The sequence below is a fragment of the Photobacterium kasasachensis genome (assembly GCF_050336885.1).
GTDB classification, from domain to species: Bacteria; Pseudomonadota; Gammaproteobacteria; order Enterobacterales; family Vibrionaceae; genus Photobacterium; species Photobacterium kasasachensis.
This window is the reverse complement of the sequence record NZ_JAKJSH010000005.1, coordinates 736,786-751,823: the sequence shown is the minus strand read 5'-3', so window position 1 is coordinate 751,823 and position 15,038 is coordinate 736,786. Positions and strand designations below refer to the sequence as shown.

The following is a 15,038-nucleotide window of genomic DNA, read 5'->3' as shown; positions in this document are numbered from 1 at the left end:
GCTTCTATGCGTTGTTACCGATTATTAATTTAGAGCCACTAGATTTTCTAATCGGTGCCTAGCCTACAAGCCAAGTAATTCTCGCTGAAACGAGCATCTTGAGGTAGCTTGGGTATACCGTATTATTTCCACTTAAGCAGGCGCCCTAACTGTGAAGGGTGATAAGACCAGCAATGGTCAAAGATAGTCATCAGCTCAGGGTTGCCATATTTCGAAAGATTAACGGCATGGAAGCGATTTTTCTGTTCTTTGAGTTTGCTAATCCGCTTCATCATGGCATCAGGTTGAGACGGCGCGATAAAGTCTGACAGCACAACCAAATCGGCGTTTTTGTATTTACCGCTACTCATCAATTCTATGGATTGGTCGAGCACCGGACCTAAGTCTGTACCGCCATGGAAAGAATAAGAGAGGAAGTTCAGCACTTCGCTAAGGCCATCTTGTTTTGTTAGCTCATAAGTGATTTGCTGTGTCGAGAACATAATCACATAGCAGTCCCGATCCTCTGCCAAGGCAATTTGCATCAATCCGTATGCCAGAGCCTTAGCACATTGCTCAGGAAACCCATTCATCGAACCTGAGGCATCAATACAAACGATAAATGGCCCTTTGTCCTGCTCTACCTGTTTAGTTTGTCGTTTATATGCCTTAACTTTTCTCAGCTTACGTTGTGCGCCTTGTACACGATAATTCATCAATCGCTTATCGACCAAATGCTTGTAGAACACAACTTCAAGTTCAGGGTAAGCCAGAAACATCGCCTCGTTCGGCAGAAGCTTGGAGAGATCGTCACTTTCATGTACACCCACAATGTCATCCGTGACACTGTCACTGCGCTCTTCGACCATTTTTAGATCTTCCGATCGAACTCGCTCTTTGTCCGGATCGTCAATTTCACTGGCCATCCGCCCCAGCTTTTCGGCAATTTCTTTTAGACCGTCGTTCTTTTTCAAAAAACCAGCTATCGATTTCAAGCTATCGACATCACTGCGAGTCAGCTTGGCTTTTGCCATATCCCACAGCCGGCCGGCTTTCTTCTCGTCACCCGCCTCAGTCACCTCTTCCATTTGCTGCATGGTCTCAATGCGCTGATACAGATCAGCCAGCAATTTCTCTTTATGCTGCTCCAGCTCTGTTTGCTGCGCTTCGGTTAGTGACTTTGCCAACGCCTGATACCACTGATTGCAGAAAAAACTCTGAAACATCGGGTTATGTTTCTGGTGCTCTCTGTCTACCAGACTTTTCGCTTTGAAGTAAAAGGCCGAATGGCCTTCCAACTTTTTCACTATGGAGTCGGCATGTTCGACAAAGTAGTCTGGCTCCCACTGAGAAACCTCATGATAAAGGTCTATCTCCTGCTGGAACCGGGCTTCAATGCTGACCTTGGTAACACGATGTTGAACCTGACCACGCCACTTCATGATTTGGTTTTTCATGGCAACCTTGATGCCAGGGTTTGATTCGGCCGCAACGATCAATTGAGGCCGCATCATTAACTCGTGAACAGCATTATCAATAATGCCTGACTCAGCAAGCATCATTGCAATATTTACACTTTCTGTAACTGGCATAGTTGTTCTCCAGCTTAAGCAAAGTACTCAGACATCTGAGAAATTCTAAACACGCTTTTCTCAATCACGATCTTGAGGTCTGCAACGGAATCTGAAGCCGTTGAGATACTTTGCTCAATCAAAGCCGGAAGCTCTGCATCGATAAAGTTATGAGGTAGCGCGCCATGGAAGCTACTACGGGAGACCTTAAGACTATGTTCGGCATCTGCAATTCTATCAGCTGCCTTTTCTGCCTCTATCTGCCACAGCTGCTGCTGTGCATCAGTCATCCCTTCCGCTCCGGCGATTCCAACTAATACAGAGCGGTTAGCGATATCTTTAATAACCAAGCGATGCTGGGCGTCAACCTCAAACTGTAAACGACAAAGATGGGTATTCTTGTTGACGAAACCGTAAATATCGCACTGGCCAGTTTTTATTTTCTTCTCAAACTCATCACCATCTACATACACCCAACGGCTGTCACCTTTTTCCTGCTCGGAAACTGACGTGTTATGTTGCAGCATGACCAGTTTGATCATTCTAGGGTTATGATTCACGTTGTAACGACGTGCTGCGGTGAAATCATATTTAAACCACTCTTTACGCATCGTGGTTTCACAGGTGAAAGAGAGCCCCAGCTCAGAAGCGATTTCGTCATGCACATCATCGATAATGCTTTGCGCCTCATTGGCATTTAGCTGCGCGACCTCTTGATTAAAGGCCTTCTGGGTCGCAAACTCGCTAATGATAGAGCGGACGACATTGCGTGACTCGGGGCTGTGCCATAAGCAGTCTTGCAACAAGAGAATATCAAGTGGGTTAATGGCGTCTCGTCCATTATAAAATGCACTCGCCTTCAGCAAACGCACAGATTTTTTCCAGCGACGATCTGAGATGTACAATTCGCTATCTTCAGAAGCAAAATCTTCACCGGCCTCGGCACGCTCTTCAACCATCGACTTCAGCTCATAGATTTTTTCAAAAATCTCCTCACTAAGTTGGATCTCGTCGATATACTGCTGCCAGCTCTCGTATTCTTCATCGGTGATTGCCAGACCTGGCTCAAGCTCTTTCACTGTTGGACCTTCGCCCATTAGCATCGCTTTGAAATTTTGTTTCTCTTGAATTCGGTTAACAAATACACGTACTAGCATGCGGTCAAACAACGCTTCCAAACCACTGTCTTCTTCAGGCAGCTCATTGGATGCAGTAACCAATAGGCGCATTGGTACAGGAAGAACATCCTGGCCATTTTTAAATGTGCGTTCATTGACGACTGTCAGCAAGGTATTAAGAATAGCAGGACCGGCTTTCCAGATTTCATCAAGAAAAACCACCTGGGCGGTCGGTAAATAGCCGTCCACCAGCCTGACATATTTGCCGTTGTCTTTAAGCTCCTGAATCGATAGCGGGCCGAACACTTCTTCCGGAGTAGAAAAACGGGTCATAAGGTAATCAAAGAACTGGCTATTATCAAAAGCTTGAATCAAGCGCTTGGCAATAAGGCTTTTAGCTATGCCGGGAGGGCCCAGCAAAAATACACTCTCACCCGCTAAGGCTGCAAGTAAGCACAGCTTAATCGTTTCTTCACGTTCATAGACACCATTAGACAGAGCCTTAACAAGCTTTTGGATCCTTTCAGACACCAACGCCTTATTTGGCTGTGTTTGTCTTGCCATTGTTAGCATATTACGACCTCTCTAATTGTTATGTCCATGTGCCTGTAGCACAACAATTCTAGTCTTCTATAGAATAGACATAAAACACGTCATGTTACAATAATGTTAACTGAAATAATTTGTTACATTCATTGTATATCAGACACTTCGTTCTACAGCCAGAAGTGAAACTATGATTTCATTATTGAGATCTTGCTTAGTAAGTGTGATTCAGTTATATAAAACAATCAGTCTAGGAATAATCATTTAATATTCATGTAGTTAATAGTAATACCGCTTTTGCTGTTGTTTTTTTGCACGATGTCGGATAAATGATATATTTCACAGTTTTTAAATGAGCTCTCTATCAAAATAGTTATTTCATCTCCGAAACCATTGTTTGTTTTTGGACTAAGGTTTTAAGTTTGTGATCAAAATAACAAATTCGAGTCAATAGCAACTCAAATAGCAACCCCCTATTTCACCTAAAAAGATCAGCGTTGGATTTCATTTGTTCATCCAGCAAATAGCTTGTGTGTGGTTTCATACTCTGACACTATATTTAGCTCTTAACCTCATACGATTACTTCGCCTTTTCTTTGGTAATAAATGAACAGCCTATCTCAACTCCCTAAGCGGTTAGCCATTGTCGTTACCGCTGGTATCTGCCTATCTGTATTAGTTCCGTCAGGAGGTGCGCTAGACGTCATATTGTCTATTTTCTCTCTTGTATTGATTATTATTTTATTACGTGAAGACTTCGGCAACGAAATGCGTGGTTGGCTATTCCTCGCGTTAGGGACATACGGGCTTGGCGTACTGGCTGATTTACTTGATGAAATTCCTGAATTAAGGAAACATTGGCTGCTTGATAGTACCGATGACATTTTCATGCATATTGGCGTTTTCTTAATCTGTTTTTGCTTTAATAAAATGCTTCGCCAACGATTTAACCTTATCGGTAAACTCAATATTCAAATAGCCAAAGCACGTACCCTGGAGGGACAACTGAGCCGATTAGCCCTTCAAGATGACCTAACCGGACTGAATAATCGGCGCGCGTTATTTCGTCGCTTCGACAACATGGCGATTCACCTGGAACGAGGTATTCTTGCCTATATCGATCTCGACAACTTCAAGCAGGTCAACGACCGTTTAGGCCACAACCATGGCGATCAGCTACTAATTAACATCGCCTCGTATTTACTAAAAACCGTCCCGACTGGTAGCCAAATATACCGCATCGGGGGAGATGAGTTTGTCGTTTTGCTCCCTGACGAAGATCAGAAAAAATGTTATCAATGGATTGATACTTTGTATGAAGTTACGGCTGAAACTCGAGAGCATTACAATATCGATATCAGTATTGGACTGGCACCATACTATCCCGGAAACCTGAGCGAACCTGACGCTATTTTAGCGAAAGCGGATCGGGCAATGTACAAAAACAAACTCAACAAGGAGCGGACAAACCAGTCTTTATCCGTTGTTTCTTAACCCCAGCTCTTCACATTACTGTCATATACCCGTAATAAGATGTCCGGCGATATTATTCTGGTTTATTTTGGAGAAATGTAATGTTATCCAGGGCTACTACCCTATGCGCCATTTTCGCCGGCCTTGCCTTCAATGTACAAGCTAAAGAGACTGTTACGGTTACAGGCTCCACATCCGTTAGCCATGTCGTTGAGGTGCTAGCAGAAACCTACTCCCAAGCCAATAAGGAAACATTTATTGCCGTTCAGGGAGTTGGCTCATCAGCCGGGATTAACGCAGTCAAACAAGATGCTGCTGATATAGGTATGAGCTCTCGATATTTGAAGGTCGCTGAAATTAACCCTGATGTGCAGACTGTCGCCATTGCCCATGACGGTATTGCCCTAGTTGTAAACAAAAGCAATCCGGTTACAAACCTCACCAAAGAACAAGTATCCAAAATCTACCACGGTGAAATTACCAACTGGAAACAAGTGGGTGGCCCTGATCTAAAAATGGCAGTAGTGAGCCGTGAAAATGCATCAGGGTCACGATTTTCTTTCGAAGATTTCATGGGTTTGACGCAGCAAGTTGCTGGTCAAACCGTCTCTGATATCAACCCACAAGTGTTGGTTGTTAATACTAATGGCACAGTGAAAAGCCTGGTCTCGCGCAATACCCACGCGATTGGCTATATTTCCCTCGGTTCAGTTGATGACTCTGTAAAAGCACTGGCATTCGACGGTGTTGAGCCTAATTTGGCTAACCTGGAATCCGGTCAATACAAAATATCGCGTCCATTTCTGATGCTTTATAAAGAAAAGAAAATTGCTGATAACGCCAAAGCATTTATCGATTATGTTATCTCCGACAATGGCCAAACAATTATCGAGAAACGCGGTTATCTTGCAGCCAATCCGCAGTAACGCCAGTTCACAGTAACAATGACAAGGCCAACACATGCTGGCCTTTGACTCTCAACGCTTTATTGAACAACGGGATATTTCATAACCCGTCCCCATTCTGTCCATGAGCCATCATACACTGTCAACTTATTGCGACCTGCTAGTTCAGCGGCCAGAGCCAATACGCAAGCTGTTACCCCGGAGCCGCAACTAAATACCAAGCGTTGTTCTGGATCACTTACCGCATCAAAGCGCTTCACTAGCTGTTCAACACTAATAAAGTGGCCATCTTTCACCAACTGTGAAAAAGGCAGGCTTTTGGCGTTTGGCATATGCCCACTACGAACGCCTTTACGCGGCTCGGGCTGGGTGCCATAGAAACGTGCGGCTGGCCGGGCATCAATTACTACAGTATCCAATGCATCTAACTGAGTACTTAAAGTATCAGCATCAATTACCCACTCAGGCTGAAAATCACTGTTATATTCGGTCTTCGCCACTTGCTCGGGAGTGTCAGTATCAATTGGCAGTCCTGCCTCTTCCCAGGCTGGCAAACCTCCATCAAGCACAGACACAGATTGATGCCCCATCGCCCTGAACATCCACCAAACTCTCGGGGCAGAGAACAGCCCCTGACTATCGTAAACAACAATGTTATCACTCGTCTTTATCCCAAGCTCGGAGCACGCCAGAGAAAACAACGTTGATGACGGTAACATATGCGGTAATTCGGTATCCGGCGCGGCTATTTTCTTATCAAAATCAAAAAAACGGGCACCAGGTATACGCTTTTCCAACCATTCCTGTTCTGGATTGCGCTCTACTCCAGGTAAAAACCAACTGGCATCAAGTACCACGATGTCAGATCTTTCGATTTGCTCTGCCAGCCATTGGACTGACACAAGCGGGGACGGGAACATTTTTTCCGACATATTGCATTCCTTTCGCTAGGTACTTCTATCTTTATATAGCGCCAACATCTGATCGTTCTTAACTGCAAAAGCCCGATCACCTACTTATTCGATTGGCATAAACACATTTTCTTACGGTTATAACAATAATACTAATAGCTATAAGTCATTGTCGTTAGGTATGATTATTTTGTTGTTATCCAGAAAGCTTAGTTTTCTCGAGGGCTATCGATGAAACACTTTTTCACCGGGCTTATTGCCTTCTCTACGTTTTTATCACCTGATGCCGTGGCTTACAACTCAGGAAGTGTTTCTTTTACTATTGATAATGATGGTATTGTTGGCACCGATAAAAACTATACCAATGGTATTTTTCTGGCCTATCATTCAGCCTCCTCACCGTTACTGAGCAACGTAGCTCCCGGGCCGATTTACCAAATTGCAAAATATCTGCCTTTGGATAAAGAGAGCGCCAAAGGCTGGAATGTCGTCTTTGGCCAACAAATTTGGACCCCGGAAGATATAGAAAGTACCGAGCCCGTCGAAGACGAACGACCTTATGCCGGATTGCTATTTCTCGAAACAGGTGTCTATCAATACTCATCCAGCCGAACTGATCAATACAACTTTATGTTCGGCACAGTAGGACCCAACTCTCTTGCCGAGCAAGGACAAAAGTTTATCCATGACATTATCGGTTCGGATGAACCGATGGGCTGGGACTATCAGATCGAGAACCAAATCGTATTTAATCTTGGCTATCAGGGCCATCGATTAATAAGCCGGCATAATACCGAACCATCAAACAGCGGCTTGTCACAATATGACTTTAGTGGTGTTGGCCGTCTCAACGTAGGCAACTATCAAAGCGAACTGGCCATTGGCTCGGTTGCACGCTGGGGAAACAATCTTGCCCATAACTTTGGCACCACTGGATTCAGCCCGGGGAAATTTGTCGATATCGGCATGCTCTCTTCCAGCCCGACAGGTTATTTCCTGTTTACCGGCATCGAGGGCCGATATCGGATAAATGACATAACCATAGAGGGCGATCGCCCGAGTGAGGTTCCTGATAGTAATGTAGAACACTTGCAGGCAACGGCGGTCATCGGCGGCATATATTACCAGCACAAGTGGGGAGTTAGCCTAAGCTTTGCAATCACGACACCTGAATTTAAAGAAGATAAGCATTCTTCAAGTTCAATTGGCTCACTGGAAGTGTTCTGGCGCCTGTAATCACACACTAGAAACCAATAGCCAAACAAAAGTAGATAACGACGATATCGCCGCTATCTAGTATCAGTTTATGGTTGGTCAAGTATTTGCAGCTCCGGCCAGAGTGTTAACCACTGCTTTTCATCTACACGCTGCTGGAAAGTGGCAAACCTTGGGTTGTTAGGGTTCACCCGTACCTTAAGTGACCAGTTTTCCTCAAGACCAAAAGGTGCGGTAAAGGTAAAGCTTTGATCTGACTCTAGCCTCACCCCGACACAGGTCGGCACCTCTATCCACTGCGCTATCCCGTCTGTTGTACTGGAATAAGGCTGGTGCCCATGGCGAACATGCATTCGGGCCTGATTTCGAACCTCCCATTCAACATCGGGAAGCAATTTTCTGAGCCTTGCTTCGATTTCCCTCTCTGTCTCGAGGGAGGTATCCCCCGCATCAAAATAGACGACATCCACATCGTTAAGGGGTGTCATACTTTTTTTGGCATGCAGGTGATCCCAGATAGCATTTCTCAGAAAACCGGCCCCTAGATACCAGTCAGGCAAATTTAGCGTACGCGCCGCCTGTAAACAGGCCACCCGTAGCTCATCCTTAATCAATAGCTGGCTGGTCTGTTCTTCAACACTCATCTTTTCCGAACACCATTACTTTCATACACCATTCATTTCAACACGGCTAACACACCGGCGCGCAGAGAAATACGAGACTAAATGACTTTCTGCACTAGCGACGAAATACCCTCATGCGGGAATTCTGCCTTTTCAGCCATTGCCGCAATATCTCGTGATGAGTATTTCTGTCCATCATACACAACGACCATGCTTGTATCACCGGACTGCAAAAACGTGGTTTCACCGTACTCGGTATATCGGGTTGCACCAATACTGATCAATGCCTGCTCGGGATAGCTTGCGTTCGCCAGGTGTTCCGCGATGTTTTCAGTCGGACCGACATCCAGCTGGTTGTTCATACGATCGACAATCCAGTTCAACAGCTTTTCATGAAAATAGCTATACCCGATCACCGGGCTGTCTTCACCGTATCGTTCAACCTGATCAGCTCGCTGATGAAAACTTGCAATTCGGTAGCGATCAAGCTCGCCGCCCTCCGTCAACCCGTCCAGCTCGAACATCTGGCTGGCGATCCCTTTTGTACTCGCTCCCCAATTTTTCTTTTCACTGATTTTGTTGGCATTAGGTTTACGAATTGAACAATCGTTATACGCTGCAAACTTAACCGGTTTTAACCCAACCACTTTGTTGTCCTGATATTGAATATCACAAAGCAACGCAACTTCTGGCTCAATCTGTAAGTTATCCGCTTCATTCGGCGGGGTAATTGTGTCCGAGGATAATGGGTAAGTCGCCAAGAACCCAGCTTTGTCCGAAGGAACATAAAATGGAAAAATTGCTTTTGGCTGAACAGCTTCTTTCACCTCAACCGTCAAAAAGTCATTTGCTTCGCCCGCTTGCTCAAGGTGACCAGCAAAATTACCGGCAACACCGAAACCAATTACATGTCTAAATACCATAACTGCCTAATTCATAGTGAAAAAATTGGAACATAATAACGATATAACCTACTAGGTTCACCCTACATTGACTCACTCTTTGTTCCAGTTCAAGGATTGCATTTCCCTTTGAACACAAATAATACAGTTATTGATATCATCTTCCTGTCACCGATTTTATCCATGCAACAACATACAGCACATAACGAGCCAATCCATATGGACATATTCGCTTTGGCTATATATAGTTAGCTGCAATAAAAAACGACGTTCACTAGGTAACAGGATGTATAAAACAACAATTGGGGCGACAGCTATTCTTCTTGCGATAGCTTCAACACCAAGTAGTGCTGCCACCCCGGAAACCAAAGTCATCAACGGCAACGATGCCTCCTCCTACGGCAGTTTATTACTGCCTTGGCAAGCCGCTATTCAACAAAGGCTTAGTGACAATACCGGCTGTGGCGCTGTTGTTATCAGTGAAAACTGGGTCGTGACAGCTGCCCACTGTGACGTTCTCCTGATTGGTAATACTGTCATTGCCGGAACCTCGAATATTCCGCAGGGCGATTTCAGCAAACTGGATGACAAATATAAATTCAATGTCGTCAAACGTATACCGCATCCGAACTATGACGATACTAACATCAACCATGATGTGGCCCTGTTCCGTGTTGATCGCTCGCTATATAGTGTCGCCCAGCCAATTAAGATTGCTACCGCAGCCGAGCAAGTAGCAGCAGATCAGGACTTTGCCAACACCTGGGTGGCAGGAGCTGACTCAAGAGCGAATCTGATCGCTTCAGGATGGGGTGACACTGTCACAAAAGGAACTTATCCGTCAGAGCTTCAGGTAGTCAAGCTTGGCGGTATTCCAGATGACCAGTGTAATAACACGATAACGGACAACGACAGTTTTGTCTGTGCTGACACCAATATTGCAGGCTTGATCAAGGATGTATGTGCAGGGGATTCTGGCGGGCCAATCATTTGGCAGAACCCAAGTTCGATCGCAGATACTGACAAGGGCTTACGCCTTGTCGGTGTGACGAGTAATGGTGCTAAATGCAGCGACAAAAATGACAATGCAGATAATCCGGCTTTCCAGCTTAACGGGCAGTACTCGCAGTTGGCCTCGTACCGTAGCTGGATAGAAACGACGATTCAGGCAGAAGACAGCAATCCATCTTTCAGTCTTTCGGCAATTGCTACCCCAACCTTCAGCCAGGACCCATTTGCTGTTGTTGATGATCGGCCGAAAAGTTCAAGCTCTTCAGGCGGCTCATCTGGCGGCTCTATGCCACTATGGGGACTAGGAATGCTATCGCTGATTGGCTTTATGCGCCGTTATCGCTAACAACACAGCTCCCAACAAATAAAGAAAGGGCTCCGTTTGGAGCCCTTTTGCTTTATAAGTTTATAAGAAATTATGCATCTTCAAGTACAACAATTTTTGTTGAACCGCCATGGAATTTCTCTCGGCGACGCTGTACCAGCGCGAAGAAACCAGGGATCAGGAAGGTACCTGCCAGCAATACGCATAACAACCCGCCTGTTAGTGAAATACCCAAAGAGTTCTGGCTAATATGACCAGCGCCCGAAGCAAATATCAATGGTGTGATGCCGAGAATAAATGACCAGGATGTCATATTAACCGCACGGAATCGTAACTTACCTCCACGGACCGACGCCTGCTCAATGTCCAGCTCTTTTTCCTCTCGCTCGATTTTCGCAAATTCGACAATCAATATTGCATTCTTTGCGGCCAGCGCAATCAAGAGTACAAGACCAATCTGCGCATACAGATTAAGCGGTGTCCCTGTCGCTGCCAATGCGAGGAAAGAACCCAGCGTCGCAACCGGCACCACCAAGATAATCGCTAGTGGAATACTCCAGCTTTCATATTGCGCAACCATGAACAAGTAAATAAAGATCAAGGCCAACGCAAAAGCATAGATAGCCTGGTTACCGGCCTTAACTTCTTGATAGGCCATCCCCGTCCACTCGTACTGATAGCCTTGCGGCAATACTTCGGCAGCAACACGCTCCATAGCAGCAATTGCATCACCACTCGAGTAACCAGCAGCAGCACTGCCCTGTATTACAGCAGAGCGGTACATGTTATAGCGCCATGCCACATCCGGCTCAAAGACCTGTTCAATTGTCGCCAAAGTACTAAGTGGGATCATCTCGCCACTCGATGAGCGAACGTGGAAACGTTCAAGCGAATCAAGATCGTTTCGATATTCGCTATCCGCCTGAACAGTCACACGGAAGTTCTTGCCATACAGTGTGAAGTCATTGATGTACATTGAACCGAGGTTACCCTGTAGCGTCTGGAACACCTCCGTCAACGGAATACCCAGTTGCTTGGCTTTAACCCGATCAACATCCACATAGTAATGCGGCACGTTGGCGCGGAATGTACTGAAGGTAAACTGAATTTCAGGCTGGGCATTGGCTTTTTGGATTAGCTCACCCATCACATTGGCCAAATCAGTTCGATTTCGACCAAGCGTATCTTCCAGAACAAACTCAAATCCCGATGCTGCACCCATCCCCGGAACAGCTGGTGGGCCCATAGCAAATACAATCGCTTCCGGCAATTCGGCTGCTGCGCGTGCGTTGATACGGTTGGTAATGGCAAATGACGAATGATCACCTTCCATCGCATTGCGCTCGTCCCACTCTTTCAGCTTGATAAACAGTGACGCACCATTGGAGGCCGCTGCACCTGTCAGGAACGCATAACCATTGGCAACGGTGATCCCTTCGATACCTGGCTCTTGCTCGACAATCTCCTGAAGCTTAATGGTTGTTTCTTCTGTACGTGAGAGCGAAGCTGCATCTGGCAACTGGACATTTACCAGCAATATCCCTTTATCCTCCTGAGGTACAAATGCTGTCGATGTGGTCTTCGACAAGTAGCTAACGGCCAGCACAGCAACAATAAAGAAGCTAACCAGCATACCAACTTTTCGTACCAGAAAACCGGCGATGGCACCGTACTTCAATGTGATCTTGTCTAGCCCTCGGTTAAACGTCTGGAACCAGCGAGAGGTATTCTCCCCGCCTTGCTTAAGTACAAGCGAACATAATGCCGGTGATAATGTCAGTGCATTAATCGACGAAATAACAACAGAAATACAGATTGTCAGCGCGAACTGGCGATACATGATCCCGGTAATACCCGGCAACATAGCAACAGGCAGGAATACTGCCAGCAAAACCAGTGTCGAGGTGATAATCGGCCCCGTGACCTCCTTCATCGCAATAAGTGTGGCTTGACGAGGCGTCAGGCTTGGATCCCGCTTCATGTTGGTATCGACGTTTTCAATAACCAAAATCGCATCATCCACAACAATACCAATCGCCAGTATCAAGCCGAACAAGGTTACCGTATTGATGGTAAAACCTGTTGCCAGCATGATGGCAAAAGTACCAATAAGAGACACAGGAATGGCAACAACCGGGATCAAGGTCGAACGCATGCTACCCAGGAACATATACGTTACGGCAATAACCAGTATGATGGCTTCAATCAGCGTTTTAACGACCCCTTTGATGGACTCCGCAACAAATAAGGTAGTGTCATAACTGGTTTCATACGCCATACCTTCCGGCATGTTGGCTTTCAGATTGTCGAGAAGAGCCATCACCGCCTTGCCACTTTCCAGCGCGTTGGCATCAGATTGAAGTGACAACGTCACAATGGAGGCAGGTTGTCCCCTAAAGGTACCATTTCCGTCATAGAACTTTTTACCCAGTTCTACACGGGCAATATCTTTCAGGTAAACAACCGAGCCATCCGGGTTGGCACGAAGCACTACATTTTCAAACTCACTAACCGACTCCAAGCGGCCTTTAGTCACCAGGTTAAACTGTACTTCCTGGGCATTGTTGAATGGCGGTGCCCCCACCTTACCAGCTGCTACCTGAACGTTCTGTTCTGCGAGAGCAGCGTTGACATCAGAGGTCGTCAATCCCAGGTTGGCCATCTTCTCGGGGTTCAGCCAAACACGCATCGCATATTCGCCGCCGCCAAGAACATTTACCTCACTGATACCCTGTACCCGTGCAAGCTGATCTTTAACATTCAGGTTAATGTAGTTAATCAGAAACTGATCATCATATTTACCATCCGGCGAATAGAAGTTCAGTACCATCAACAGATCCGGCGAGCGTTTCTTCACCGTCACACCAACCATGCGGACTTCCGCCGGCAGCTTCGACTCAATTTGAGAAACTCGGTTCTGAACGTTAACCTGCGCCATATCCGGATCCGTTCCGACATCAAACGTCACGTTGAGGTTATAGGAACCGTCGTTGGCACTTTTGGAGGACATGTAAATCATGTTCTCAACGCCGTTTACCGACGCTTCAATGGGATCGGCAATGGCCTCTTCGACCACTTCGGCGCTTGCCCCCGAGTAATAAGCAGTCACGCTTACCGAAGGCGGGCTGATTTTTGGGTATTCAGCAATCGGCAGGTTCATCAGAGCGATGGCCCCGGCCAAGGTCAATATTATGGAAATCACCAACGCAAATTTAGGGCGTTGGATAAAAAAGCGACTAAGCATGATTATTCCTTACGCATCCGACTGTTCGAGACGAACAGACATACCATTTCGAACACGCTGAAGGCCCTTGGTCAGCACGACGTCTTTTGAGTCCAGGCCCTTGCGAATAATGACGCCCTGTTCTGTTTGCGCACCTAACACAACGTTCCGGCGCTCAGCCACATTGCCGTCTTTCAATACCATGACAAAGTCCCCCTCAAGGTCGCTCTGTACCGCGCGGCGCGGGATCACCGTCATTTTGACCGGCTCTTTTTCTCGCAGAAAGACTTGTACATGCTGCCCCGGCAACAATCGCTGATCAGGATTGTCAAACTTGGCTCGCATCGCAATTGTGCCTGTGTTCAGATCAATTCGATTGCCAATGAAGTCAACTTCACCAAGGTGCTCATAATCTTTACCGTTATTTAGCGTCAGAAGAACCTCGACGTCACCTTGCCCTTCACCACTTCCGTCAAGCCCGTCAATACCCAAATCGAGTCGCTGACGTTCGCTGATATTAAATGAAGTCTGAATGGGGTCGAGACTCACCAAAGTCGTTAATACCCCAGAGTTAGGAGAAACAAGATCGCCAATGCTGACTTTGCTATCGCTAATCCGACCGGTAAAAGGCGCAACAATCCGGGTAAATGACAAATCGACCTCAGCTGAYRTCAGCTGAGCTTTCGCGGATTTCAACTGGGCTTCGGCATTCATTTTGTCTGCGGTCGCTTTATCAAAATCAGATTGGCTAATACTGCCCTTAGGTAACAGGTTTTTACTCCTTTCCCAGTCAAGATTGGCACGTTTCAATGTCGCTTCGGCCTGCGCTATTGAAGCTTTGGCACTCGCTACCTTTGCTTCATAGGCAGCAGGTTCCACTTGAAATAGCAGCTGTCCTTTCTCAACGACTTCCCCCTCATCAAAAAATCGCTCTTTGAGGTACCCGGATACCTGTGCGGTAATTGCAACATCTTCTATTGCTTCGGTCCTGCCAACAAACTGCTTCCCTTGCTGATAATCAATAAGTGAAACAGGCTGCGCGGTTACCAAAGGGCTGACCGGTGCAGATTTGCCCGATACCTTATCGCCACACCCAGCCAACAAGCTGGCAGCTATCAGTGTTGCAATAATATGTTTTCTATTCATTTGCCGACCATATGTAATATGTATATAACAAGAAATTGCCGAAGCAATTACCGAAAAATTGATAAATTATTCAGATATTTTTGTAGTCTG

Annotated in this window: 11 protein-coding genes; 4 read left to right on the top strand and 7 right to left on the bottom strand. The window is 46.1% G+C overall.

Annotated features, from left to right (window positions below; genetic code table 11):
- Window positions 1-122: 122 nt before the first annotated feature.
- Window positions 123-1,571 carry an ATPase RavA stimulator ViaA gene (gene viaA / locus L4D19_RS07725; protein WP_428451964.1) on the bottom strand — a complete coding sequence of 483 codons (1,449 nt, stop codon included), beginning with the start codon at window positions 1,569-1,571 and terminating at the stop codon, window positions 123-125.
- A gap of 14 nt (window positions 1,572-1,585) precedes the next feature.
- The gene (locus L4D19_RS07720; RefSeq protein ID WP_428451963.1) at window positions 1,586-3,241 is read right to left on the bottom strand and encodes an ATPase RavA domain-containing protein; all 1,656 of its coding nucleotides are present in this window, start codon (window positions 3,239-3,241) and stop codon (window positions 1,586-1,588) included.
- A 579-nt stretch (window positions 3,242-3,820) separates the two neighbouring features.
- Between L4D19_RS07720 and L4D19_RS07715 the strand changes: the two genes are divergently transcribed.
- Together L4D19_RS07715 and L4D19_RS07710 are read left to right on the top strand one after the other, a co-directional pair.
- Window positions 3,821-4,708, top strand: a complete 888-nt coding sequence (locus tag L4D19_RS07715) for a GGDEF domain-containing protein (RefSeq protein ID WP_428451962.1) — start codon at window positions 3,821-3,823, stop codon at window positions 4,706-4,708.
- A gap of 80 nt (window positions 4,709-4,788) precedes the next feature.
- Window positions 4,789-5,613 (top strand): phosphate ABC transporter substrate-binding protein, encoded by an 825-nt coding sequence (locus L4D19_RS07710; RefSeq protein WP_428451961.1) that lies wholly within the window; start codon window positions 4,789-4,791, stop codon window positions 5,611-5,613.
- A gap of 59 nt (window positions 5,614-5,672) precedes the next feature.
- Here L4D19_RS07710 and L4D19_RS07705 read toward each other — a convergent pair whose 3' ends face one another.
- On the bottom strand, window positions 5,673-6,524 hold the full coding sequence (locus L4D19_RS07705) for a sulfurtransferase (RefSeq protein ID WP_428451960.1): 852 nt from the start codon (window positions 6,522-6,524) through the stop codon (window positions 5,673-5,675).
- A 210-nt stretch (window positions 6,525-6,734) separates the two neighbouring features.
- Here L4D19_RS07705 and L4D19_RS07700 point away from each other — a divergent pair, with 210 nt between their 5' ends.
- Window positions 6,735-7,739 (top strand): lipid A deacylase LpxR family protein, encoded by a 1,005-nt coding sequence (locus L4D19_RS07700; protein WP_428451959.1) that lies wholly within the window; start codon window positions 6,735-6,737, stop codon window positions 7,737-7,739.
- Window positions 7,740-7,807: 68 nt separating this feature from the next.
- Here the strand turns inward: L4D19_RS07700 and L4D19_RS07695 are convergent, their stop codons facing one another.
- The gene (locus L4D19_RS07695; RefSeq protein ID WP_428451958.1) at window positions 7,808-8,362 is read right to left on the bottom strand and encodes a nucleotidyltransferase family protein; all 555 of its coding nucleotides are present in this window, start codon (window positions 8,360-8,362) and stop codon (window positions 7,808-7,810) included.
- 77 nt (window positions 8,363-8,439) lie between these two features.
- Window positions 8,440-9,264, bottom strand: coding sequence for a DUF5718 family protein (locus L4D19_RS07690; protein ID WP_428451957.1), 825 nt, complete (start codon window positions 9,262-9,264; stop codon window positions 8,440-8,442).
- 265 nt (window positions 9,265-9,529) lie between these two features.
- On the opposite strand from L4D19_RS07690, the gene L4D19_RS07685 reads away from it, so the two are divergent.
- Entirely contained in the window at window positions 9,530-10,600 is a 1,071-nt protein-coding gene (locus L4D19_RS07685; RefSeq protein WP_428451956.1) for a S1 family peptidase, read from the top strand.
- Window positions 10,601-10,670: 70 nt separating this feature from the next.
- Here the strand turns inward: L4D19_RS07685 and L4D19_RS07680 are convergent, their stop codons facing one another.
- Both L4D19_RS07680 and L4D19_RS07675 read right to left on the bottom strand, forming a co-directional pair.
- Window positions 10,671-13,823: an efflux RND transporter permease subunit gene (locus tag L4D19_RS07680; protein ID WP_428451955.1), complete on the bottom strand. Its 3,153-nt coding sequence runs from the start codon at window positions 13,821-13,823 to the stop codon at window positions 10,671-10,673.
- 9 nt (window positions 13,824-13,832) lie between these two features.
- Window positions 13,833-14,948, bottom strand: a complete 1,116-nt coding sequence (locus L4D19_RS07675) for an efflux RND transporter periplasmic adaptor subunit (protein ID WP_428451954.1) — start codon at window positions 14,946-14,948, stop codon at window positions 13,833-13,835.
- Between the last annotated feature and the right edge of the window lie 90 nt (window positions 14,949-15,038).